Annotated in this window: 26 protein-coding genes and 1 tRNA gene; 16 read left to right on the plus strand and 11 right to left on the minus strand. The window is 61.4% G+C overall.

Annotated features, from left to right (window positions below; genetic code table 11):
* Positions 1 to 9 precede the first annotated feature (9 nt).
* From AC0R79_RS13420 to AC0R79_RS13465, 10 genes are all read left to right on the plus strand, one after another.
* Complete coding sequence (locus AC0R79_RS13420; RefSeq protein WP_474734813.1) at positions 10 to 1,062, plus strand: isopenicillin N synthase family dioxygenase; 1,053 nt, start codon at positions 10 to 12, stop codon at positions 1,060 to 1,062.
* A gap of 27 nt (positions 1,063 to 1,089) precedes the next feature.
* Entirely contained in the window at positions 1,090 to 1,899 is an 810-nt protein-coding gene (locus AC0R79_RS13425; protein ID WP_085604744.1) for a MetQ/NlpA family ABC transporter substrate-binding protein, read from the plus strand.
* Positions 1,896 to 2,696, plus strand: a complete 801-nt coding sequence (locus AC0R79_RS13430) for a methionine ABC transporter ATP-binding protein (protein WP_474734816.1) — start codon at positions 1,896 to 1,898, stop codon at positions 2,694 to 2,696. The genes AC0R79_RS13425 and AC0R79_RS13430 overlap by 4 nt, the downstream gene beginning before the upstream one ends.
* Positions 2,693 to 3,364 carry a methionine ABC transporter permease gene (locus tag AC0R79_RS13435; RefSeq protein WP_007955507.1) on the plus strand — a complete coding sequence of 224 codons (672 nt, stop codon included), beginning with the start codon at positions 2,693 to 2,695 and terminating at the stop codon, positions 3,362 to 3,364. Before AC0R79_RS13430 ends, AC0R79_RS13435 begins: the two co-directional genes overlap by 4 nt.
* Before the next feature lie 8 nt (positions 3,365 to 3,372).
* Entirely contained in the window at positions 3,373 to 4,929 is a 1,557-nt protein-coding gene (locus AC0R79_RS13440; RefSeq protein ID WP_474734818.1) for a sugar ABC transporter ATP-binding protein, read from the plus strand.
* Positions 4,922 to 5,947 (plus strand): ABC transporter permease, encoded by a 1,026-nt coding sequence (locus tag AC0R79_RS13445; protein ID WP_108561487.1) that lies wholly within the window; start codon positions 4,922 to 4,924, stop codon positions 5,945 to 5,947. The genes AC0R79_RS13440 and AC0R79_RS13445 overlap by 8 nt, the downstream gene beginning before the upstream one ends.
* 31 nt (positions 5,948 to 5,978) lie before the next feature.
* Positions 5,979 to 7,034, plus strand: coding sequence for a substrate-binding domain-containing protein (locus tag AC0R79_RS13450; RefSeq protein ID WP_127797847.1), 1,056 nt, complete (start codon positions 5,979 to 5,981; stop codon positions 7,032 to 7,034).
* A 9-nt stretch (positions 7,035 to 7,043) separates the two neighbouring features.
* Positions 7,044 to 7,709 (plus strand): sulfite oxidase-like oxidoreductase, encoded by a 666-nt coding sequence (locus AC0R79_RS13455; protein ID WP_474734821.1) that lies wholly within the window; start codon positions 7,044 to 7,046, stop codon positions 7,707 to 7,709.
* A gap of 387 nt (positions 7,710 to 8,096) precedes the next feature.
* Positions 8,097 to 10,484: a TonB-dependent receptor plug domain-containing protein gene (locus AC0R79_RS13460; protein ID WP_474734823.1), complete on the plus strand. Its 2,388-nt coding sequence runs from the start codon at positions 8,097 to 8,099 to the stop codon at positions 10,482 to 10,484.
* Between the two features lie 41 nt (positions 10,485 to 10,525).
* Positions 10,526 to 11,890 carry an APC family permease gene (locus tag AC0R79_RS13465; RefSeq protein WP_474734824.1) on the plus strand — a complete coding sequence of 455 codons (1,365 nt, stop codon included), beginning with the start codon at positions 10,526 to 10,528 and terminating at the stop codon, positions 11,888 to 11,890.
* On the opposite strand, the gene AC0R79_RS13470 is transcribed toward AC0R79_RS13465, so the two are convergent.
* On the minus strand, positions 11,887 to 12,348 hold the full coding sequence (locus tag AC0R79_RS13470; RefSeq protein WP_085604726.1) for a DUF3574 domain-containing protein: 462 nt from the start codon (positions 12,346 to 12,348) through the stop codon (positions 11,887 to 11,889). The two genes, AC0R79_RS13465 and AC0R79_RS13470, sit on opposite strands and share 4 nt — an antisense overlap.
* A 390-nt stretch (positions 12,349 to 12,738) precedes the next feature.
* Here AC0R79_RS13470 and AC0R79_RS13475 point away from each other — a divergent pair, with 390 nt between their 5' ends.
* Positions 12,739 to 13,248 carry a hypothetical protein gene (locus AC0R79_RS13475; protein ID WP_007955499.1) on the plus strand — a complete coding sequence of 170 codons (510 nt, stop codon included), beginning with the start codon at positions 12,739 to 12,741 and terminating at the stop codon, positions 13,246 to 13,248.
* 62 nt (positions 13,249 to 13,310) lie between these two features.
* Here the strand turns inward: AC0R79_RS13475 and AC0R79_RS13480 are convergent, their stop codons facing one another.
* The 4 genes from AC0R79_RS13480 to AC0R79_RS13495 form a co-directional block, all read right to left on the minus strand.
* Positions 13,311 to 13,901: a helix-turn-helix domain-containing protein gene (locus AC0R79_RS13480; protein ID WP_178082890.1), complete on the minus strand. Its 591-nt coding sequence runs from the start codon at positions 13,899 to 13,901 to the stop codon at positions 13,311 to 13,313.
* 53 nt (positions 13,902 to 13,954) lie between these two features.
* Positions 13,955 to 14,116 (minus strand): hypothetical protein, encoded by a 162-nt coding sequence (locus AC0R79_RS13485; RefSeq protein ID WP_007955494.1) that lies wholly within the window; start codon positions 14,114 to 14,116, stop codon positions 13,955 to 13,957.
* A gap of 146 nt (positions 14,117 to 14,262) precedes the next feature.
* A complete protein-coding gene (ahr, locus tag AC0R79_RS13490) occupies positions 14,263 to 15,294 on the minus strand; it encodes an NADPH-dependent aldehyde reductase Ahr (protein WP_085667197.1) in 1,032 nt (343 codons plus the stop codon).
* A gap of 54 nt (positions 15,295 to 15,348) precedes the next feature.
* Positions 15,349 to 15,591, minus strand: coding sequence for a hypothetical protein (locus tag AC0R79_RS13495; RefSeq protein ID WP_127797852.1), 243 nt, complete (start codon positions 15,589 to 15,591; stop codon positions 15,349 to 15,351).
* Between the two features lie 163 nt (positions 15,592 to 15,754).
* Here AC0R79_RS13495 and AC0R79_RS13500 point away from each other — a divergent pair, with 163 nt between their 5' ends.
* The 3 genes from AC0R79_RS13500 to AC0R79_RS13510 all read left to right on the plus strand — a co-directional run bounded on the left by AC0R79_RS13500 (position 15,755) and on the right by AC0R79_RS13510 (position 17,377).
* Positions 15,755 to 16,402, plus strand: coding sequence for an ATPase (locus AC0R79_RS13500; protein ID WP_474734827.1), 648 nt, complete (start codon positions 15,755 to 15,757; stop codon positions 16,400 to 16,402).
* 86 nt (positions 16,403 to 16,488) lie between these two features.
* Complete coding sequence (locus tag AC0R79_RS13505) at positions 16,489 to 16,830, plus strand: YajG family lipoprotein (protein WP_007955484.1); 342 nt, start codon at positions 16,489 to 16,491, stop codon at positions 16,828 to 16,830.
* 154 nt (positions 16,831 to 16,984) lie between these two features.
* Positions 16,985 to 17,377, plus strand: a complete 393-nt coding sequence (locus AC0R79_RS13510; RefSeq protein WP_474735101.1) for a DUF1801 domain-containing protein — start codon at positions 16,985 to 16,987, stop codon at positions 17,375 to 17,377.
* Between the two features lie 51 nt (positions 17,378 to 17,428).
* On the opposite strand, the gene AC0R79_RS13515 is transcribed toward AC0R79_RS13510, so the two are convergent.
* The 6 genes from AC0R79_RS13515 to AC0R79_RS13540 all read right to left on the minus strand — a co-directional run bounded on the left by AC0R79_RS13515 (position 17,429) and on the right by AC0R79_RS13540 (position 21,069).
* Positions 17,429 to 17,503: transfer RNA gene (locus tag AC0R79_RS13515), tRNA-Gln, on the minus strand.
* Between the two features lie 229 nt (positions 17,504 to 17,732).
* Positions 17,733 to 17,939, minus strand: coding sequence for a hypothetical protein (locus AC0R79_RS13520; protein ID WP_007955480.1), 207 nt, complete (start codon positions 17,937 to 17,939; stop codon positions 17,733 to 17,735).
* Between the two features lie 96 nt (positions 17,940 to 18,035).
* On the minus strand, positions 18,036 to 19,499 hold the full coding sequence (locus AC0R79_RS13525) for a GDL motif peptide-associated radical SAM/SPASM maturase (RefSeq protein ID WP_207985938.1): 1,464 nt from the start codon (positions 19,497 to 19,499) through the stop codon (positions 18,036 to 18,038).
* Positions 19,500 to 19,602: 103 nt separating this feature from the next.
* The gene (locus tag AC0R79_RS13530; protein ID WP_127797854.1) at positions 19,603 to 20,181 is read right to left on the minus strand and encodes a DUF1842 domain-containing protein; all 579 of its coding nucleotides are present in this window, start codon (positions 20,179 to 20,181) and stop codon (positions 19,603 to 19,605) included.
* A 41-nt stretch (positions 20,182 to 20,222) separates the two neighbouring features.
* On the minus strand, positions 20,223 to 20,849 hold the full coding sequence (locus AC0R79_RS13535) for a DUF1842 domain-containing protein (RefSeq protein WP_221535158.1): 627 nt from the start codon (positions 20,847 to 20,849) through the stop codon (positions 20,223 to 20,225).
* Positions 20,850 to 20,883: 34 nt separating this feature from the next.
* Positions 20,884 to 21,069, minus strand: a complete 186-nt coding sequence (locus AC0R79_RS13540; RefSeq protein WP_041475227.1) for a DUF1843 domain-containing protein — start codon at positions 21,067 to 21,069, stop codon at positions 20,884 to 20,886.
* Between the two features lie 698 nt (positions 21,070 to 21,767).
* Between AC0R79_RS13540 and AC0R79_RS13545 the strand changes: the two genes are divergently transcribed.
* Positions 21,768 to 22,475, plus strand: a complete 708-nt coding sequence (locus tag AC0R79_RS13545; RefSeq protein WP_474734831.1) for a TetR/AcrR family transcriptional regulator — start codon at positions 21,768 to 21,770, stop codon at positions 22,473 to 22,475.
* Positions 22,465 to 23,241, plus strand: coding sequence for a pyrroline-5-carboxylate reductase family protein (locus tag AC0R79_RS13550; RefSeq protein ID WP_474734833.1), 777 nt, complete (start codon positions 22,465 to 22,467; stop codon positions 23,239 to 23,241). The genes AC0R79_RS13545 and AC0R79_RS13550 overlap by 11 nt, the downstream gene beginning before the upstream one ends.
* Positions 23,242 to 23,284 lie beyond the last annotated feature (43 nt).

Here is a 23,284-nt window from a genome sequence, read left to right on the forward strand (position 1 = left end):
GAGTGAATCATGCCGCACACCTCAGACATCACCGTATTACCCATCCTCGACCTGTCCCTGCTCGACGGTACGCCGTCGCAACGCCAGGCCTTTCTCGATGACTTGCGTCACGCCGCCCGCGATGTGGGTTTTTTCTACCTGACCGGCCATGGCATCGACGCCAACCTGCTCGAACAAGTGCAGGATCACGCACGCCAGTTCTTCGCCCTGCCTGACAGCGAGAAAACCGCCGTCGGCATGATCAATTCGCCGCACTTTCGCGGGTACAACCGCGCCGCTTCCGAGATCACTCGCGGTCAGCCCGATCAACGTGAGCAATTCGATCTGGGCGCCGAGCGCGACGTCTTGCCATTGAACGCCGACAGTCCGTTGTGGGCGCGGCTGCAAGGGCCGAATCAATGGCCCGAAGCGTTGCCGCAACTCAAGCCGCTGCTGCTCGACTGGCAGCAGGCGATGACCCAAATGTCGCTGCGCCTGCTGCGCGCTTTCGCCCAGTCACTGTCGCTGCCGGAAGACGCTTTTGACCGGTTGTACGGCGACAAACCCAACGAACACATCAAGCTGATGCGCTATCCGGGGCAAGCCTCGACGGCGAGCAATCAGGGCGTCGGCGCGCACAAGGATTCGGGTTTTCTCAGCTTCCTGCTGCAAGACCAGCAGGCCGGCCTGCAAGTGGAAATTGAAGAGGGACGCTGGATCGATGCGCTGCCTCGGGACAACACCTTGGTGGTGAATATCGGCGAGTTGCTGGAGCTGGCCACCAACGGTTACCTGCGTGCCACGGTGCATCGGGTGGTCTCGCCACCGGTGGGCAGCGAGCGCTTGTCCATCGCGTTTTTCCTCGGCGCGCAACTGGATGCAGTGGTGCCGCTTTATCCCTTGCCGACGGCGTTGCTGCGTGAGGCGCGCGGCCCGGCCAGTGATCCGCTCAATCCGCTGTTTCGCGATGTCGGCTGGAATTACCTGAAGGGCCGACTGCGCTCCCATCCCGATGTCGCGCAGCGCTTCTACGCCGATGCGTCGAATACCCAGACACCGCTTCGCAAGACCGCCAACGCCTGATCCATCACTCGCAGAAGGACTCTTTCCATGTTGAAAAAAGCAGGCTTGACCCTGGCCGTCCTCGGCGCGCTGGTGACTTCGTTCAGTGCCCAGGCGCTCGAACCATTGCGCGTTGCAGCGGACCCGGTGCCACACGCGCAGATCCTGACGTACATCCAAAAGCTCGATCCACAGCTCAATCTCAAGGTGATCGAAATCCCGCAGGGCGTGAACTCCAACGAACTTTTGGTGCACGGCGATGTGGACGCCAACTACTTCCAGCATCTGCCGTACCTGCAATCCCAGGAAAAGGCCCTCGGTGAAAAACTCGCGGTGGCCGCCACGGTGCACATCGAACCGCTGGGCATCTATTCCCATCGCCACAAAACCTTCGCCCAGGTGCCGGACAAAGGCACGGTCGCGGTGCCGAACAACGTCACCAACCTGAGCCGCGCGCTGTACCTGTTGCAGGACAACGGCCTGATCAAGCTCAAGCCCGGCTTCAATGATCCGGCGGCCGATCAGGCGACGCCCAAGGACATCGCCGAAAACCCTAAACACCTGAAGATCCTCGAAATCGAATCGCCGCAATTGCCCCGTGCGCTGGATGACGTAGACCTGGCAGTGATCAACGGCAACTACGCGCTGGAAGCCGGGCTGGTGCCGGCCAAGGATGCGCTGGGGCTGGAGAAGGCCGAGCACAACCCGTACGCCAACATTCTGGTGACCACGCCGAAACTGGAAAACGATCCGCGCATTCAGCAACTGGCCAAGGACCTGACCTCGCCGCAAGTCGCCAAATACATCGCCGAGAACTTCAAGGGTTCGGTGATCCCGGTGGCGGATGCCAAGCCATGATCGTCGTCGAGCAGTTGAGCAAGACCTATCCGTCAGCGTCGACCCCGGCGCTGGACCAAGTGTCGCTGAGCATTCCCGATGGCGCGATCTACGGAATTCTCGGGCGCAGCGGCGCGGGTAAATCGACGCTGCTGCGTTGCCTCAATCTGCTCGAACGCCCGGATGCCGGACGGATTTTGCTGGACGGCGCAGACCTCACGGCGTTGTCCGATAGCGAACTGCGCCGCCAGCGTCAGCGCATCGGCATGATCTTCCAGGGCTTCAACCTGCTGCATTCGCGCAACGTGTTCGACAACGTCGCGGTGCCGCTGGAAATCGCCAAAGTCGCCAAATCACAGCGCCATGAACGGGTTCGGGTGTTGCTGGATCTGGTGGGCCTGGGCGACAAGGCCGAAGCGTTTCCATCGCAACTGTCTGGCGGTCAGAAGCAGCGAGTGGGCATCGCTCGGGCCTTGGCGGCTCGGCCGGCGTATCTGCTGTCGGACGAAGCCACCAGCGCCCTCGACCCGGAAACCACCGCATCGATTCTGGAACTGTTGCGCGACATCAACCGCCAGCTCGGTTTGACCATCGTGCTGATCACTCACGAACTGGACGTGGTCAAGTCGATCTGCGATCACGCCGCATCCATGGCCAACGGAAAACTGGTGGAGGCGGGGCCGGTGGCCCGATTGCTCGCCGATCCGCAGTCCACCCTCGGCGCTTCACTGCGGCCCAGTTGCGGATTGCCGCTGGGGCACGATGCGCCCGGTTTGAGCTTTCTGCGGCAATACGGCGTACGGGCGGCCCACTCATGAACCGCGTGATCGACTGGAATGAAATCCTGCAACTGGTGCTCAACGCCACCGGCGAAACCCTGTACATGGTGCTGCTCGCCGGGCTGTTCACCTTGCTGATCGGCCTGCCGCTGGGGGTGTTGCTGTTCATCAGCCGCCGTCAGGGTCTGTACCCGTTGCCGAGGCTCAATCAAGCCTTGGGCGCGATCATCAATCTGGGGCGTTCGCTGCCGTTCGTGGTGATGCTGATTGCCCTGATCCCGCTGACCCGGCTGGTGGTCGGCACCACCCTGGGCAGCACCGCTGCCGTGGTTCCGATCACCATCGGCGCCTTTCCGTTTTTTGCGCGGATCGTCGAGAACGCCCTCGACGAAGTCGAAAAGGGCCGGATCGAAGCGATTCTCGCCATGGGCGGTGACATCCGCCACGTGATTTTCAAAGTGCTGTTGCCCGAAGCGCTGCCGGCCTTGCTGGCGGGCATCACCCTGACGCTGGTGATGCTGATCGGTTTTTCTTCCATGGCCGGGGTCATCGGTGGCGGCGGGCTGGGCGATCTGGCGATCCGCTACGGCTATCAACGGTTCAACAATGAAGTGATGGTCGCCACCGTCGTGGTGTTGGTCATCCTCGTCCAGGGCGTGCAAAGCCTGGGCGATCGACTGGTGCGGTCGCTGGCTCATCGACGTTAAGGAATTTTATGGGTGCGCCTGTCGCCGTGGTCTCCGAACCACTGATTCGTGTACGTGAACTGAGCAAGACCTTTGGCTCGAACCGGGCACTGGACCGGGTCAGCCTGGATATTTTTCCCGCCGAAGTGGTGGCGCTGCTCGGCGCCAACGGTGCGGGCAAATCGACGCTGGTGAAGATCCTCGCCGGCAGCCAGACCCACGATGGCGGTGAGATCTGGATCGATGGCCAGCCCCGGCATTTCAGTTCGCCGCTGTCGGCGCGACGCTTCGGCATCGTCGCGGTTCATCAGCAGATCAATGAAGGCATTGCGCCAGGATTGAGCGTCGCGGAAAACCTGCTGCTCGATGAACTGTGCCGCCCCGACGCCGACTTCTGGCTCAACCGCAAACGCCTGCTGGAGCGCGCCGCGAGCATCGCCGCCGGCCTCGGTCTGGTGCTGCCGCTGGAGCAACCGATCGAACACCTCGGCCAGGCCGAACGGCAACTGGTGGTGCTGGCTCGCGCCTTCGCCCTGCAACCGCGACTGCTGATTCTCGACGAGCCCACGGCAGCCCTGTCGGATGCCGAAGCGCAGCGCCTGTTCGGGCTGATCGACACCTTGCGCAGTCGTGGTGTGGCGATTCTGTACATCTCTCATCGGCTGTCCGATCTGCAACGGGTATCCGACCGCGCCGTGGTCTTGCGTGACGGGCAACTGTCCGGTGAGTTCAGTGCCAAGCAACTGCCCGAAGCGTTGGAAGCGATGCTTGGTCAGGCGCTGGAAGCTCACGTCTACGTTCCGCGAGCGGCGGGGCGCGAAGTGCTGAAACTGCGCGACGTGAAAATCCTGCCGCGCACCCAGGCTTTCGATCTGACCCTGCACGAAAACGAAGTGGTGGTGCTGACCGGATTGCTTGGCGCCGGCAAAAGCGAAATCGCCGAAGTGCTGTTCGGGCTGCGCAAACCGTTGTCCGGCTCACTGCAACTGGATGGAGCCAACTGGCAACCGGGCTCGCCCCGGCAGGCGATCCAGAGCGGTGTGTTCTTCGCCGCCGAGGATCGCGCGAGCCAATCGTTGGTGCCGGATTTTTCATTGCGTCGAACCCTGACCTTGCCGTTCCTCGAGCGCTTCACCCGTGGTGGTTTCATCCGCAACCGTGCCGAAGCAGCAGCGGTCGAGGCGCAAGTCGCAGCACTTGGAATCAAGACCGCCGGCATCGATGTGCCGATGAGCGCGTTGTCCGGCGGCAATCAGCAGAAAGTCGTGCTCGGTCGCTGGCTGCTCGGCGAGGGCCGGGTGCTGATCCTCGACGAGCCGTTTCAGGGCGTCGATGTGCGTGCCCGGCGCGAGATCGGCCAGTTGCTGCGCGACAGCGCCGCTGGCCACGCCACTTTGGTGATCTGCTCGGACGTCGATGAGGCGCTGGAGATCGCCGACCGGATTCTGCTGGTGCGCGATCACGCGGTGGTGGCCGAGTACCCGCGTGCCGGGCTGGATCGCGCCACCCTGGTCGCCGCGCTGGCCGGCAGCGATCCGCAAAATTCTATTGTTCACGCCGCGCCAAGGAGTAGAGCGAGTGCCTGATTCGAGTTCCCTGTTGTCATCCGCCCCGGCTCCGTCCGAGCGCTTCGTGCAAGCGCTGATCCGCTACGGCCTGCTGTGGGTGCTGGCGTTGATCGTGGTGTTTTTCAGTGTCGCGGAACCGGCGTTCCTGCGCGTTGGCAATCTGTTCAGCATTCTGCAGTCAGTGTCGATTGTCGCGCTGCTGGCGCTGGGCGTGACGCTGACCATGGCTGTCGGCGGACTGGATCTGTCGATCGGCGCAGTGGCGGCCATGAGCCTGATGATCGCCAGTTACGTGATGGTGGTGCTCGGCTGGGGCGCGGTGCCGGCGGTGCTGATCAGCCTCGCGGGTGGCGCGCTGGTGGGGCTGCTCAACGGCTGGCTGATCGTGAAGATGCGCGTGCCGGACATTCTCGCCACGCTCGGCAGCATGTTCCTGGTGATCGGCGTGCAACTGATTCCCACGGGCGGACGCTCGATTGCGGTGGGCATGACTTTACCCAACGGCGATGAAGCCGAGGGTTCGTTCAGTGCGTTGTTTCTGGCGCTGGGCCGTGGACGACTGTGGGACATCGTGCCGGTTCCGGTGTTGATCACGGCGGTGGTCGCGGTGGCGGTGTGGCTGTTTCTCGAACGCACGCGCATCGGCCGGTTGTTCTATGCGATTGGCGGCAACGAGCAGGCGGCGCGTCTGGCCGGTGCGCCGGTGCAGCGCTTCAAGTTGCTGGCTTACGTGCTCTCGGCGCTGTTGGCATCGCTGGGCGGGTTGTTGTTGGCGGCGCGGTTGGGGCGCGGGGATGTCAGCTCCGGCAACGGGCTGGTGCTCGATGCGCTGGGCGCGGCGCTGATCGGTTTTGCCGTGCTCGGGGCGAAGAAGCCCAACGCGTTTGGCACGCTGGTCGGCGCGCTGCTGGTGGCTTCGTTGCTCAACGGCCTGACCATGCTCAACGCGCCGTATTACGCGCAGGATTTCGTCAAGGGACTGGTGCTGGTGCTGGCCCTGATGTTCACCTTCGGCCTCGCGCATCGGGCGCGCTGAGCCGTTTTATTGATGCTTCAAGGAAAGATCCATGCACGGTTCAATCAAACAGTTCGCACGTCATTGCCTCGCCGGGGCGTTGCTCTCGGCACTGGCCCTCAATGCGCAGGCCAAGGCCTTGCCCGGCGCACCGGCGCCGTTCGATAAAGGTCAGGTACAGATCGCGCTGGTGGGCTATCTGTTTTCCGGGGATTTCCCTGAAGCCTATCTGCGCGGCGTCGAGAAACAGACCGAAGCGCTGGGCGCCAACCTGCGGGTGTTCGACGCTCGGCAACAGGCGGCGAGTCAGGGTGAAATGATCGATCAGGCCGCCGACCTCGGTGTTGACGGCATCATCGTCCAACTGGGTCTGGCGGAAACCCTCAAAGGCCCGATCGACCGGGCGCTCGCCAAAGGCATCAAGGTCGTTGCATTCGACGTCGACCTGAACACGCCGCAAGTGACCCAGGTCGAGCAGGACCACCACGCACTGGCGCGGCTGGCACTCGATCAAGCGGTGAAGGACAACGGCACCCGCTTCGACGCCGGTTACGTCTACATCAGTGGCTTCACGCCGATGGAGCGCCGCGACGAGATCTGGAGCCAGGTCAAGGCGAGCAATCCGGGGATCGTCGAGAAGGCGCGCTTCGGCACGCTCAATCCGCCGATTGCCAACTCGGTGGCGGATCAGGCCAGCGCCGTGCTGCGGGCCAATCCGGGGATCAGCGTGATCTTCGCGCCGTTCGACGAATTCGCCAAGGGCGCGAAAATCGCGGTGGACGAGGCCGGTCTGAGCCGCAAGGTGAAGATCTACAGCGCCGACATTTCCACCGCCGACATCCAGATCATGAAAGAGCCGGACAGCGCCTGGGCCGCCACCGCTGCGGTCAATCCGCAAGTGGCCGGCGCGATCAGCGTGCGCAGTCTGGCGATGCTGATCGCCGGGGAAAATCCGGGGCATAAAGTGCTGGTGCCACCGACCCTGATCACCCGTCAACAACTGTTGGATCTGGACGTGAAAAACGTGCGGGATCTGGGGCAGAAACTGCCGGCCTTCGGTGACACCGCCAATGTCGCGCGGGCATCGTGGATTCCCGTGGCGAACTGAGGAGCCGACATGCACGACAAGGCTGCGCGCCTGCGCAAGAGCCGTTCGCCGAAAGCCGATTTGGCACTGGGCGAACGGCTGCCGCCGGGGCAGGTGCTGACGGAGCGTTTCCCGATCCTGCACGAAGGCGAGGTGCCGGCGTATGACCTGGCGACGTGGTCGCTGCGCCTGTTCGGCACCTTGGCTGATCCGGTCGAGCTGACCTACGCCGATCTGCAAGCGCTGCCGCAACGCTCGTTGCAATGCGACATTCATTGCGTGACACGCTGGTCGAAGTTCGACACCCGCTGGGGCGGCGTGCACCTGCAAGACCTGTTGCAATCCCTGGACATCCGACCCACGTCGACCTTCGTCATGGCCCACGCCGATCACGATTACCAGACCAACCTGCGTCTCGATGACCTGCTGCACCCGGACAGCCTGCTGGCCACCCATTACGACGGTCAGCCGCTGACCGCCCAACATGGCTGGCCGCTGCGGCTGGTGGTGGCGGGGCGATACTTCTGGAAGAGCGCGAAATGGCTGCGCGGGCTCGAGTTCACCGATCAGGAACAACCGGGATTCTGGGAGCGCAACGGCTTTCATTTGCACGCCGATCCGTTCATTGAGCAGCGCTTCAGCGGCGACGCGCTGGACATTGCCGAAGATGCCTGGCGGGAAAAGGACTTCGACTGACGGCATCTAACTTCGCACCGAAAAAACACAGATTAATAACGCTCTCTACAACAACGTGGAGTGCGTTTTGCTGCGTGATTAGTTGTTGGTTAGTTGGGTGTTCATGTTGTTGCGCAAACACAAGTGTTGCTCAGGCAACACTCCGTTCGTCGGGCATAACCTAAGCGTTATTGGTTCTTTTGCGGCAGGCGACCGCTCGTCTAGCATCAGTAATCAGGGGGTTCTACTAACTTTGGGGTTCTTGCGCTCTAACAGCCGATAGTTGTCCAACACACTTGGCTGCCTTTCTGAATATCAAAACTACAGCAGAAATTGCCGTGCACCGATTGCCGACACTTCATGATTCGGCAGCGGCCGGTTATTAACTGCGATTCAAGGAGCTGTCGCATGATTCACCGTTCGCGTTCATTACTCGCCATCGCTGTTGTCAGTGCAATCTGGCAACTTCCTGCACAAGCTGAAGAGACTTCCGCGCGCGTCGACGATGACACACGGCTGGGTACCGTGCTGGTCACCGGCACCCGGGGCACCGCGCGTACGGTGCTGGATTCGCCGGTGCCGGTGGATGTGCTGACCGCCGAGGACCTGAAGACCGCCGGCGCCAGTGGCGGCGAGCTGGGCCAGGCGTTGCAGACGCTGTTGCCGTCGTTCAGTTTTCCGCGCCAGTCCAACTCCGGCGGCGCCGACCACGTGCGCGCCGCGCAGCTGCGTGGCATGAGCCCGGATCAGGTGCTGGTGCTGGTCAACGGCAAGCGCCGGCACACCTCGGCGGTGGTCAATGACTCGTCGAAAATCGGTCGCGGCACGGCGCCGGTGGACTTCAACTCGATCCCGATCAGCGCGATCAAACGCATCGAAGTACTTCGCGACGGCGCCGGCGCGCAGTACGGCTCCGACGCGATTGCCGGGGTGATCAACATCATCCTCGACGACGCCCCCGAAGGCGGCGAAGTCTCCACCAGCTACGGCGCCTATCACACCCACCAGGACGCCATCGGCAAAACCACCACCGACGGCCAGAACAGCGTGACCACCGCCAAGATCGGCACGCGGCTGGGCGAGGAGGGCGGCTTCATTCGCGGCGGCACCGAGTACAAGGATCGCAACCCGACCAACCGCGCCGGCTACGACGGTTTCGCCGACACCCCGGGCCAGCGCAACTACGTGATGGGCGACGGTGTGGCGCGGGACGTCAACGCCTGGTTCAACGGTGAATTGCCGGTGGCCGGCGGCAAGGCCTACAGTTTCGGCACCTACAACGAACGCCACACCACCGGCGCCGAGTTCTATCGCTATCCGTCCGAGCAGCCGCAGTTCTACCCCAACGGCTACCTGCCGCAATCGCTGGGCGACAACACCGACATCTCCGCCACCGCCGGCTACAAAGGCCTGATCGGCGACGACTGGGATTTCGACAGCAGCGTCACCCACGGTCGCAACCGTTTTGAATCGGCGACCCGTCGCACCCTCAACGTCAGCCTCGGCGCGGACTCGCCGACCCGCTTCGACACTGGCGACTACGAGTTGCGCCAGACCACCACCAACCTGGATTTCAGCCGCGAATTGCGCCTCGGCGGCCGCTCGTTCGTGCTGGCGGTGGGCGGTGAATATCGCTACGAAAACTACCTGACATTTGCCGGGGACGAGGCCTCCTACATCGGCTCCGGGGCCGATGGCGCCAACGGCCTGCGCCCGAGTGAAGAGTCGGATCTGGATCGCAACGTGTTCGGCACCTACGCCGAATTGTCCGGTGATCTCACCGACCGCTTCTTCGTCGACGCCGCCACGCGCTGGGAACATTACGATGACGCTGGCAGCAAACTCACCGGAAAGCTCAGCGGTCGCTACAAGCTGACCGATCAATGGGCGTTGCGCGGTGCGGTGTCGAACAACTTCCGCGCGCCGTCGCTGGCCCAGAGTGGCTTCCAGAACACCACCAGCAACTTCGGCGACGGCGGTACGCTCACCGACATCCGCGTGCTGTCGGTCAACGATCCGATTGCCCGTGCCTTGGGCGCGGAAAAACTCGATCCGGAAACCTCGAAGAACTTCAGCCTCGGCCTGACGTTCCAGTTGAACGAACGCTTCGATGCGTCGCTGGACGTGTTCCGCATCGACGTCAAAGACCGCATCACGCTGTCTCAACGAATCGGCAGCGACGCGCTGGAAAGCTACATCAACGACAACTTCGGCGTGGCGGGCGTACACGACGTCAACTTCTTCACCAACGCCGCTGACACCAGCACCGACGGCGCCGAACTGGTGCTCAACTACCATCAGCCGTTCTACGACGGGCAACTGGGCCTGACCACCGCGTACACCTACAACCACACCAAGGTCACCAGCACCAAGGGCACGCCGTCGCAGCTGACCGCCTTAGGGATCGGCAATGACGCGCTGGTCGGCGTCGAGGAACGCAACACCCTGACCGATGCCGCGCCCAAGGATCGCTTCGTGTTTTCCGCCAACTGGACCAGCGAACACTGGGGCCTGCTCGGGCGTCTGACCCGTCAGGGCGAGACCACTCGGGTGTTCGATTTCGGCGATTCGCAGCCTGAGCAAACCTATGGCGCGGTGTGGCAGCTGGACGCCGAGGTGACCTACAAATTCACCCCGAAATTCAGCATCGCCCTGGGCGGCAACAACCTGACCGACAACTACCCGGAACGCTCCGGCTCGGCCATCAACTACGGCGGCAACCTGCCGTATGACGTGCTGTCGCCGATCGGCACCAACGGCGCTTATTACTACGCCACCGCCACTTACGGCTTCTGAGTTTTGCCGCCATGGATGGCGGATCATCAGCGGGAACCTTCATGACTCAAACCAATGGCCCCAAGCGGCACCTGCCGGTGTTCCAGGCATTGCTGATCACGCTGGGCATGGTCATCACCACCGACATCCTCAAAACCGCGCCGACCGTAGCGTTGAACGTCGGGCCGGAACATTTCTATTGGGTCTGGGTGCTCGGCGGACTGGCGTCGATGGCCGGGGCCTTGTGCTTTGCCGAGATGGCCACCGCGTTCCCGCATCCGGGCGGTGACTATCATTTCCTGCGCACCGCTTACGGCGAGCGCATGGGCTTCCTGTTTGCCTGGTCGCGATTTTCGGTGATGCACACCGGGTGGATCGCGTTGTCGGCGTTCATGTTTGCCGACTACTTCAATGCGGTCGTGCCGTTGGGGCATTACGGATCGGGGGTGTTTGCCGGCGCGATCATTGCTGCTTTGGTGCTGCTGAATCTGACGGGCAAGCACATTGGTTTCATTACTCAGACTGTGTTGGTCGGGCTGCTTGCTCTCGGGTTCCTGAGTATTGCCAGCGCCGGGGTCTGGCTGGCGTGGCAAGGGATCGAACCGACGCTGCCCAGTGATCCGGTGATGCCCGAACACACCGGTGCGGCGGGGTTTTCTGCGGCGATGATCTTCGTGTTTCTGGCTTTCGGCGGCTGGAGCGATGCAGCGACATTGTCCGCCGAAGTGCGCGATGGTCGACGCGGTATTTTCATCGCCATGCTCGGTGCGCTGACGGTGCTGATGGCGATCTATCTGGCGTTGAACTGGGCGTTCGTCCAGGGGCTGGGATTCGAAGGTCTGGCAGCGAGCAACGCGCCGGCGGTGGAACTGTTGAACCGCGCCTTCGGTGCCCCGGGCGTATTGCTGATCCTGCTGATGGTCGGCATCGCGGCCATCGCCACCATCAACTCAACCTTGCTGGTCGGCGCCCGCACCACCTACGCCGCCGCCCGCGATGTGCCGCAATTGAGCCACTTTGGCGAATGGGACGAGCGTGACGGTGTACCGCGAAAGGCATTGCTGGCCGAGGGGGCGGTGGCGTTGTTGCTGGTGTTGTTTGGCAGTTTTACCCAGAGCGGTTTCAACACCATGGTTGAGTATCTGACCCCGGTTTACTGGTTGTTTCTGAGTCTGAGCAGCCTGGCGTTGATCATTCTGCGCAGGCGCTTTCCCGAGGTGCCACGGCCGGTGAAGGTGCCGCTTTATCCGCTGTTGCCGCTGCTGTTTTTTGGGCTATGCGTGTACATGCTGTATTCCAGCGTGACGGTGGTAGGGTTGGGGGCGTTTTTGGGGATCGGGGTTTTGATGGTTGGCGCGTTGTTGCTGGCCGGGTTGAGCCGCCTGGTGTCGACACCTCGGCAGGCTCTGCAACGGAGCGTAGATTAGAAGGACACCACCGCCGGCTGCGACAACCGCAACACCGACAAATCCCCCGTAATCCGCTTATACGCCAAACGAATCGCCTCAATGTCACTCTCACGCTTCGGCCCGCTTTCGTGCAGGATCACAATCACCTTGGTCGCCAGCCGCTCGGGCACTTTCGCGTCGTGGTCCTTCCACTGTCCATAGGCATCGAACACGCTGAACCCGTCCGGGAACCGCGTCGTCACTTCTTGATCGAGAAACTCGCGCCAGCGCGCCGGGCTCACCACACCTTCCTTGCCTTCCAGCGGCCCCACCGAGAAGTACAACTCGGTGCGCACCCACTGCGCCTGCGCCGGTCGCGTGGCATCGCCTTGCAGGGTCGAACTGGCGGGATCTTTGGTATGCACGGAAACCGGAGGAGGGCTGGCACACCCGGCGACCGCCAGGAACAGTGCTGCCAATAGAAAACGTTGCGGCATGGAACTTCCTTATTGTTAAGAACTGTCCCGAATTATAGAGGGGACGGTTAATAGCCATAAAAGATTAAAAAGTGGATCGCCGCTGAACTAATGGAATAAGCACGCAGAGTGAAAATAATGCCCGCTGGTTAGAACGATTATTTCTTTAAGTTATTTGCTTGGTGTTGGATCGCATATCCATGACATTTAAAAACCTGCTCCCGCATTTGCCGGATCTGTCATGGCGTCTACTCTGCTGCTGCAACGGTTCAAGTCGCACGGAACGCTGCACTTGAAGCGTTTGAACAGCACTTTTTGCTGCTCGATGGACAGCTTGTTGCGGATTTCCCAATCCTTAGAATCCGCTCCATCAACTTCTCATCCAGTTCTTAATCCTCAGGGAGCTACACCATGATGAACGCCATGCAGATGCAAATGCCGATGAACGCCAACATGCCGATGATGCCGATGACGGGCATGCCGATGATGATGGCGACCATGAGCTGCGACATGATGGACGACGGCATGATGTGCAAGATGATGCCGGCCGCTGGCATGGACATGGCCATGTTCAAGAACAGCGCTGAAATGATGCAGATGATGATGGACTGCGGCATGCCGATGATGATGCATTGCGGCAACATGAGCATGATGTGCATGTCCCCGGCGGCCATGGCCATGCCGATGATGAACATGATGATGCCAATGCCGATGATGGGCATGCCGATGCCATCGATGAAGTGCGTGATGGAATGCACCATGATGGCCGACTGCATGATGTGCAAAATCATGCCGATGCCGGGCATGAACATGGACATGATGAAAAACTGCTGCGCCCTGATGATGAAAATGATGAACGACTGCAGCATGCCGATGATGATGAGCTGCAACGGCATGCCGATGATGTGCTGCACCTGCTAAGTCTTCAAGCATGAAAAAGCCCGACCGGGAGATTCCCGGTCGGGCTTTTTGTTGTCTGTTCGTCAGTCCAGGCGTTCGGGGTAGGTCACCACCAGGTACGCCACCGCTTCACTGTCGGCAGGGTTGCGGTATCGATGGGGCTGGTCGGCGTAAAACAGGATCGAGTCGCCTGTCGACAGCAGATAACGCTCGTCGTTGACGCTGATCTCCAGCACGCCCTGAGCCACCACCAGGTTTTCCTGCACGCCCGGGCCATGGCCCTCGGATTGATCTTCGCCCAGCGGGCTCAGGCGCAGTTCATAGAATTCCGACTGGCGCGCCACATCAAAGGGAAACAGCGCGCGGCTGACAAAGGCACCACTGGCGCTGACCAGTCGCTTGCTCTGATTCGCCGACAACACGGCCACGCCTTCAAACGCGCGATGTTCGAGAAACGCCGCCACCGACACCTTCAAACCTTTGGCGATTTTGCACAGCACCTTGATCGACGGCACGCTGCGCCCGGACTCGATCTGCGCCAGCATCGCCCGGCTCACGCCACACTGGCGGGCGAGTGCATCGAGCGACAGGTGCCGCTTGCCGCGCAGACGTTGCAGGTTCTGCGCGACGCGTTCACAGATCGGGTCTTCTTCGAGGGAGTCGAGGTTGTTCAGGTCCAGCACAGGTTCATCGGCGCTCGCCAGAAAGCGCGAGGGTTCACGCGCGTTCACGCTTGACGCGTCTCGCTGGAACGAGCGGCCTGCACCCACTGGTAAGCCTGATAACCGGCATTGCGCGCATACATTTCCCACATCAGCCGGGCCTGTTGCTGGGCGTGGCGGCGTTTGCGGTAGACGGCGAAGTCGATCAGGTTATCAGTCGGTTTCATGGCGCACTTCACTGTGTTCAATGACGGGATGAGGTGAGAGTACGCCGAGATTTTTATAACGATAAATACTGATTGTTTATTTGTTAATTCAATTGGGTTCTATATGAAATGATTGGCGCGCCGATGGCAACCGGCGCGCCAATTCTTCATTTGCTGGCGTTCAACACAATCCGGTACCGCGCCTTGCCGCTGCGCAGATGGTCGACTGCTTCATTGACCTTGCTCATCGGAAATTCCTCCACCTGCGGCAGGATCTGATGCCGCGCGCAGAACTCGAGCATGGTCGCCGCCGTGGCAGGCGAGCCGACCGGTGAGGCGGACAGGGATTTTTGTTGAGGAATGAGATTGAACACGTGCACCGGAATCGCGTCGGGCACGATGCCGACGAAGTGCAGCCGGCCCTTGCCGCGCAGGGTGGCGAGCATGGCCGTCCAGTCGAGGTTGGCGTTGGCGGTGATCAGCAGGAAGTCGAGTGTGCCGGCAATCGCTTTCAGCGCATCGCTGTCGGTGGAGGCGACGACCTTGTGGGCGCCGAGGCGTTTGGCTTCGTCCTGTTTGCTCAGCGAAGAGGTGAAGGCCGTGACGTCGCAACCCCAGGCATTGAGAAAACGCAGCGCCAGGTGACCGAGGCCGCCGATGCCCACCACGCCGACCCGGTCGGTCGGCTTGATGTCGAATTCCACCAGCGGATTGAAGACCGTGGAGCCGGCGCAGAACAGTGGACCGGCGAGGGCCGGGTCGAGGTTGTCCGGAAGTTTCAGCGCCCACGCCCAGTGGGTGCGCAGCCGATCGGCGAAGCCGCCATGGCTGCCGATGATCGTCGGTTTTGCGGTGGCGCAAAGGTGATGCGAACCGCCGATGCAGGACGAGCAATGCATGCAGCTGCCCTTGTACCAGCCGATCCCCACACGCTGGCCGACTTCCAGGCCGCGTACCTGCGGGCCTGTGCGCACGATGCGGCCGACCACTTCATGGCCGGGAATGAACGGGTATTGGCTGATGCCCCAGTCGTTGTCGATCAGCGACTGGTCGGAGTGACAGACGCCGCAGTACTCCACGGCGACTTCGACCTCTTCATCTCCCAGCGGGCCGGGGTCGTAACTGAAGCGCTCCAGCGGCGCGCCGGCCGAGGTGGCGGCCCAGCCGGTGAATGTCGTGGGTTCGGTGTTATTGCTCATGGGACACCTCCAGGTCTGGCGCTGCGGGCGCAGCCTGAAGAGTCTAGCGTGTCATCAAGCGGGCGCTAGCCAGGTGTTCAGCACGCGCCGGTCGAGTTCTTCCCAGTCCGCCATGCCCAGCACTCGCGTGGTATTGAGGCCGCGCAAATAGCCGCGCAACTGATTGGCCGCGGCCCGCACCGACTCCGAATTGTCCGCTGACTGGCCCAGCACGGTTTCGTATTCGACCAGGTATTCGGCCACCCGGTCGCGGAATTCGGGCAGGACGGCATCGCGGATCAGATCAAAGGTTCGCACGGGTAATCCTCATCTGTTTTCGTTGTGATTGAGTGTGCAGCAGTCTGCACGCCGCGCAACTATTGGTTCAAGTAATAGTGACCATCAAGAAACGCAAGTTCTGCTTTGGCGCCGATGGGCGGAAAATCGCTTCCATCGAACACGCCGCTGAAGGAATTGCGCGATGAAGACTTTGACCCGACTGGCTGTAGTCGCCCTGCTGATGGGCGGGGTGGCCGCCACCGTAGCCCCGGCTTACGCAGACGACGCCAAATCGTGCCATTTTCTGCCCGTCGCCGGCAGCAGCGCCGCGCTGCAGCACTCGCAAACCGTCGGTGTGCTGTACAGCGAAAACACCCTGGACAACCTGCAATACCTCGAGCGTTACCACGATGTGGCGGTGAACGGTGCCAAGGATGCGCTCGATGCGCGGATCCGTGACGCCTTCGTCGACAGCTCCGATCCGGAGCTGGCCATCGACTGGCTGATGAGTTCGCTGCAACAACAGTTTCTCTCGGTGACCGTCTACGACAGCCTCGATGCGCTGGTGCAGGCTCATCCGGACGTGTTGGTGATGCTCGACACCCACAACCGGCTGCTGACCCAACGCAACAGTCAGGTCGAAGCGCGGTTTGCCGCACGCTTCTACGACGCCAACCTGCAATACATCGGCAAGGCCGAAGGCGCGGTGGAGAAGCAACTGCCTTCGGTGTGGGTACACAACAAGGCAGCGCCCGAAATCGCTGCCGGGATTGAACAGCAGCGCGACCTGCAACTGAGTGCCTTGAAGCAGTTCGATGACTCGCTCAAGGCCCTGGTGAGTGCAGGCTGAACAGCCTAATCAAAAACGGCAACGGCAGTGCCCGTGACACTGAACGTTGCCGAAGAACCGAACCTTTTATTTTCAGGATTTTATCCATGCGTGCCTTTTTTATCCCTGCCATGGCTTCTGCCAGTTTGTTGCTGACCGCATGCGCTTCTGCGCCGAACGACCCGACGCTGACCCTGCAGACGCACAAGACGCCCGCCCAGTACGCCGAATGCGTGGTGCCGAAACTGCAGGGCAGTGCGCTGAACCCGACCGTGTCGCAGACCCAGCGCAGCTACCGGATCGTGGTGCCGAGCAAGGTGGCGGCAGACAACGTCCTGGAAGCCTACAAGGCACAGGACGGCGGCAAGGTGTTTTTGTATGAGCGCCACTTGCTGGCTTCGAGTTTCATGCCGTCGAGTTTTGAACGGGCTGCCCAGGAGTGCCTGTAACGCCTGACGATTAACGCTTTTTGACGATGCTCCTTTGGTTGGCCGCAACCAACCAATTCCTTTGCCCCGCACCTTGCGGGGCTTTTTTTGCCCGGCGTTTGGCTCAGTCGGCGCTACGCTGGATAGCGGAAAAGGTTTTCGGGAGAACAAGGATATGAAGAAGGACAGCAGCGGCGCGGCGACTGAGAATCCCTCTGCGCTGATCGACGCGAGAATCAAGGAACTGAACGACTGGCGCGGCCAGAAGCTGGCCGAGATCCGCGCGATCATTCATGAGGCGGATCCGGAAGTCATCGAGGAATGGAAGTGGCGGGGCGTTCCGGTCTGGTCACACAACGGCATCATCTGCACCGGGGAAACTTACAAGGCCGTGGTGAAAATGACCTTCGCCAAAGGCGCGGCGCTGGAGGATCCGTCTGGACTGTTCAATGCCAGCCTTGAAGGCAACACCCGGCGGGCGATTGATGTTCACGAAGACGACAAGATCGATGCCAAGGCTCTGAAAGCGCTGGTGCGTTCGGCGATTACGTTGAATTCAAAGAAATGATTTGCCGTTGAGGCGGAGGTAAAGCGGAGGAGGGTGAAACGAGGAAAAAAATGGCAGGGGCGGCTGGATTCGAACCAACGCATGGCAGGATCAAAACCTGCTGCCTTACCGCTTGGCGACGCCCCTGTAGCTATTGGTTTCAGTCCTGAGAGGACCTCTGCAACAGTGGGCGGCACTTTACCAGCGCTCTTGCGTTCTGTGAACCCCTGAAGCAAATAAATTTCAGGGAAAACAGCTACTTATTTCCCGGACGGCATCGCCGGTCAGGTTTTTCGGGCTTTTCAGCGATCGCCATGAAAACCGACGCGACCACTGTAGCCCGAAAACCTGGCAAAGACCTGCCTCGACGAACCGATCAGTTGCCGTCCGCAACCTTGCGTTCGATTTCGTCGACCTTGCGTTGCAACTCCTCAGCGTCCTGCTCCTTGGTGCGGGTCGACGAGGGCGTGATGACCTCATCCACGCCGCGGGTGTCGTCGTCTGGATCCTCAAGATCGCGTTTCACCACATTGACCGGTTTGCCGGACGTATCGGTGGGTGGAGCTTTGCTGTCGTTGTTCATGGCGCTGACCTCCGTTGGCTTAAACGTTGGATGCAGCGCCACTGAGCGAGTTCGAGATTTTTCGCGGCGAGCGGGCAAACGGCAGCCACCACCGTTTCAGCTCATCGAACCTGGCACTCCCGCCAGCAAACCGGTCAGCGTCTTCATGATCGCCTGCTGCCGGGCCCGGTCGGTCAGGTGCCGGGCCTCGGCGGCGGCGACATCGGCGTGGCAGTGCGGGCAGATCGATTCGTGCGGCTGAATGTATTGCAGGCAGTCGCGGCACAGGGCCAGTTGCGTCGGCAGGCGTCCTTCCTCGGGCGAGGACTGGCCCTGATTGATCCAGGCCAGTTTGATCACTTGCCCGCTGTCGCTGACGCTGCTGACTTTTTCGCCGGTGTCGATGCGTTCGGTGATCAGGTCAAAACGTCCGACGGCAAACGAGCGCTGGGCGGCATCTTCGACTTTGACGATGCGCTCGCGCAAACCCTGTTTCTGTAGTTCCAGGGTTCGGTAATGGCAGTAGGGATTGTTGCCGGGTTTGCCCAGCAGCGAATGCGATGTCCAGGTGCAGCCGCCCCGGCAGACGTCGTTGTAATAACAGCTTCGGCAGTAGCCCCACAGGTCATCGACCGAGCGCAGGCGGCCGAAGTGCATGCCTTCGCTGTAGTGCCAGATATCGTGCAGGCTCATGTTGCGCACGTTGCCGCCGGAGAAACCGACGGTCGCCAGTGACGGGCAACCTTTCACCGTGCCGTCTGCTTCCAGCGCCAGCACGGTCTGGCCGGCCGCGCAGCCGCTCCAGTGCACGCGCTCGTCACCGAAGCCGCGCCACAGATGTTCGTAAGGGCCGTAATAACCGATGTTGTTGCCGACGTTCATCAGCAGGCCGCGATCCAGTCCTTCGCGATACAACCGGGCGAGCAGTGGCATCACTTCCAGCAGCTTATACGGCTGGAGCAACAGTTCCGGATGGTCGACGGCGTTGCCCATGGCCACCGTGATCTGGATCTGCCAATGGGTGGCTCCGAGTTCGATGATGGTGTCCATCAGCTCCGGCAAGTCGGGCAACGTGGCCGCGCCGATCTGGGTGTTGACGCTCACCGCCAGCCCCGACGCCTTTGCCCGGCGCAGGGTGTCGACGGCCTTGTCGAACGAGCCGGGCACATTGCGCACCTTGTCGTGCAACGGCGCGAGTCCGTCCAGGGAAATGCCGACCCCGTTGAGCCCGGCATCAACCGCTGCCTGCATCTTCGCCGGGGTCAGATTGCGCCCGCCGGTCTGGATCGCGCAGTACATGCCGTGGTCGTGGATGGCGCGGATCAGTTGCGTCCAGTCCTTGCGCAAATAGGCTTCGCCGCCGATCAGGGTGATCTCGCGGGTGCCGAGGGCGGCGAGGGAATCGATCACGTCGAGGCATTCGCGGGTGTTGAGTTCATCAGGGCGCCGATGCCCCGCGCGGGAGCCGCAATGCAGACACTTGAGGTCGCAGGCGAGGGTGATTTCCCAGACCACGTGCACCGGCACGTAGCGTTTGAGATCGGTGTCGCTGAGGTAGCGGGCAGGGCGGTTGTCTGTCATGGGAGATCCTTGCGCACGGGCCTGTGCGCGGCACGAGTGGACTGACCTCGATTGGCTGGAGGACCGGGCGCGGTCACCCATGACCGCGCCCGGGCCGTACCGCTTAGCGCGCTTCCAGTCGCGCGATTTCCGCGTTCAGCTGCGCAAGGGCACCGCGCAAGGCGTCCTCGTGGGCCAGCTGTTGTTCGCCCTGCTGCACCGCGACTTTCAACTGCGCCAGATCACCGCTTTCCTGAGCCGTTTGCATGGCCACCGCATACAGCGGCTGGACATGATGCTCGGGCGGTAGAGGCTCGACACTCGGCGCCTGATGCACGGCAACGTGCCGCACGTCCTGCCACTGGCCGCCTTCGTTGTAGCGGTAATCGACAAAGCCGCTGGTCCAGTCGTTCAGAATGCCCTTGAGGTGGAAGGTCTGGGCGATCTGGCTCAGCGGGCCGCTCGGGCTGCCGTCGAGGGTGAGAATGAGGTAGGTCTCGGTGGATGGCGTGAGCCTGGCCTCGGAGTAATCGCCCCAGACCCGGGCATGGAAATTCACCGGTGGCCAGGTGCTTTGAAAGACGCTGGCGGTTCCGCTGACTTTTTTGCGGACGGTATCGACCACGATATCGAGGGTCAGAACCGGTGCGCCCAGCAGTGAGTTACTGGCGATGAGGCGGGTGTGAAAAAGTCCGATCGACATGATGCTGCTCCCTTGTGAAAGTGATGGTTCCAAATGGCCGATCAGCGACTTTGCACGCGGCTGATTTCTTTGTTGGCGTCGTCCACGGCTTTGCGCAGCAGCGGCAGTTGCTCCAGCTGCTGTCTGGCCTGTGCGGACAGGCTCTTCATCTGGGCCAGGTCACCGCTGGCGATGGCGCCCTGAATCGGCGCGGCATACAGCGGCAGGACCGGTTTGTGCGGCTCGATCACCGGGCCGGGATTGAACGGCTGAAGGACGTTCGACGGCACCTCCACCAGATGCGCCGGCACGTTGTTCAGTTCGTGCCAGCGCTGGCCGTCGAAGTACTCATAGTTGGCCACGCCTTCGCGCCAGTCGGTGCCGACCACCAGATGAATCTTGAAGTTGATGATCGAGTTGGAACCGGGGCCGCCGTGGTTGCCCTGAGCGGTGATCAGGATCTTGCTGACACCGGGCTTCATCACCGTCATGTAGGTGTATTCGCCCCAGACGTCCGAGTCGATGTCGAGCGGCGGATTGGTCGCCTGAGTCACCGCGGCGTTGCCGGTGACATGCTGCTGTGGCGTGGACACCAGCAGGTTCAGCGCAAGATTCTGCGCCCCTGGCTGGCCCGTACCGATCCGGTAGCTCACCGGGAACAAGCCGACATTTTGCTGAGTTGCTGACATGTTGATTGCCTCCATTGCAATGTGGGAAATGGCCTTAAGGTTTTTCCAGTCGAGAAACTTCTTTGGCCAGTTTTTCGTACGCGGTTTGTAGCTCCTTCGCTTCCGGCTTCGTTGAATCGCGCTGCTTCAACAAAGTCTTCATCTGCTGCAGATCGCCGCCAGTGATCGCGCTCTGGATGGCGACGCCGTAGGGCGGGATGTTGTGGTTTGAACCGGTCATATCGAGGCCTTCCTCGTGGGTGTGTGCCGCTCGACCCCTTGCGCAGAAGGGGCGCCTTTCCTGACAGGCAGGCGAACGACATCGGCCAGAATTCCGGCAACCGGGATTCTCGGTGACGTGACAGCCTGATCCGTCGGGATCTGATCAATCCGTAAATTGGGTTCGCGCAGGTTCGACGCCGCAGCGCCGGCTCACGCGCAAGCGTCGTCAGCCAAAACCGTCGGGCCTGGCCTCGGGCGTCAAAGAAGGGGGTTGCCGCTGGGGCAAACGGGGGAATCTCGCCTGTACGTTGTTCATCTTTCTGTCCTTGATAGAAAGCAACGAAACACAGGGATAGGTCGTTCACTCTTCAAGAGTGCAATACCCGCGCAAGCACAAAAACCATCCCTGATTTTTCTTCCAGTGCCGCTGATGGCGCTCGTCGAGCGACGTTTGCCAAGTGGCCAGCATTTTGCCAGCCACGCAACCCTAGACCCGTTTGTGCGGGGCTGCCAGAAAAAGCGCCGAACGGTCATGTCTGTCCAATGCAGGGATTTTGGCGCACGCACACCCGACCTTTCGGCAGCGTTTTCAAGCGATTGAATCGAGATCGCCATGGGCGCTGAAGCGCGTTCGAAAATGAAAAATGTACGCCGATGTACATTGCGTGTACGCCCCGTGTAAAGTCCGGTCAAAGTCTCAAAGACAGGTGCATTGCAATGACGCAGGCAGGACGGACAAAAAACAAGGCTCAGGATTCAGGATGGCGCGGTTCTGTGGACGTCTGGCTGGACGCCGCGTATGAGGCTTTGAAGGAATCCGGAATCGATGCGGTCAGGGTAATGCCGCTGGCCAAGCGCCTTAACCTGTCGCGCACCAGCTTCTACTGGTTCTACGAGGATCGAGAGCAACTGCTCGCGGCGCTGCTGGCCCGCTGGCGGGACAAGAACACCGGTGGTCTGGTGGGGCAGTGCGAGCGTTATGCCGAAAGCGTGTCCGAGGCGATCCTCAATGTTTTCGAATGCTGGCTGAACCCCGCGTTGTTCGATTCGCAGTTTGAATTCGCCGTGCGCAGCTGGGCGTTGCAATCGGATGAAGTCGCCGGGCAAATCGCGCTCGCCGATGACGCACGGATCAATGCGCTGGCCGCTATGTTTCGCCGTTTCGGTTATGAGCCGGGGGCGGCTGATGCCCGTGCCCGGACGATCTATCTCACGCAGATCGGCTACATCTCGATGAAAACCACCGAAGACGTGATCGTGCGGTTCCGGCGAATCCCGCAGTACGTCACCGTGTTCACCGGAAAGTCCCCCAAGCGACGCGAGCTGGACCGGTTTTTCGGTCAGTTCGGTTATGCCGAGACGGAGCCGGGGGTGTTTGTTCCACTGGTGGAAACCTTCGAAGAGGCGCTGCCCGATGACCAATAGAACGCTGGGGATCATCGGCGGCACGGGCTGGCTGGGAAAGGCGATTGCCGAATCGTTGCTGGACCTGGGCTTCATCAGGCCGAGTGATCTGCTGATCTCCAACCGCTCGGGCAGTGCTGATGTTGCGCCGGGAGTGCGCGTGTTGAGTGACAACCAGTCGCTGGTCGACAGCAGCGATATCGTCGTGCTCTCGGTCCGGCCCGAGCAGTTCCGTGAATTACAGATTGATGCCCGAGGCAAAACGTTGGTTTCCCTGATGGCCGGCATTTCAGCGTCCACCCTCAGTGCCGCGACAGGCGCGCGAGTGGTGGTGCGGGCCATGCCGAACGCGGCGGTGGAGATCCGCCAATCCTATACGCCGTGGTTCGTGGCCGGCTCCTTGACCGATGAGGAGCGCGACTGGCTGCAGCGATTGTTCGAATGCGTGGGCACCGCGGACGAGGTGCCCGATGAAGACTGCATCGATTATTTGAGCGCGTTGTCCGGTACCGGGCCGGCATTTCCGGCGCTGTTGTGCGCTGCGCTCGCCAGTCAGGCCGAAGCGGCCGGCATCCCCGCGCGCATTGCGCAGCGGGCGGCACGGGCGGTTGTGGTGGGCGGCGGTCAACTGCTGGCGACGCGGGAACCGAAAGCTCTGCTGGATGCCTTGATGGCTTATCGCGGGGTCACGGCGTCTGCGTTGCAATCGATGACCTGGCAAAACCTCGAAGACATCGTGGGGCGGGCCGTACAGGCCGGCGCCGAGGTTGCCCGGCGCGGCCTGTAGGTGGCAGATTCAGCGACTTCCCTCCCGACACAGAAGGGAAGGC

This window comes from Pseudomonas sp. HD57-3 (assembly GCF_056113135.1).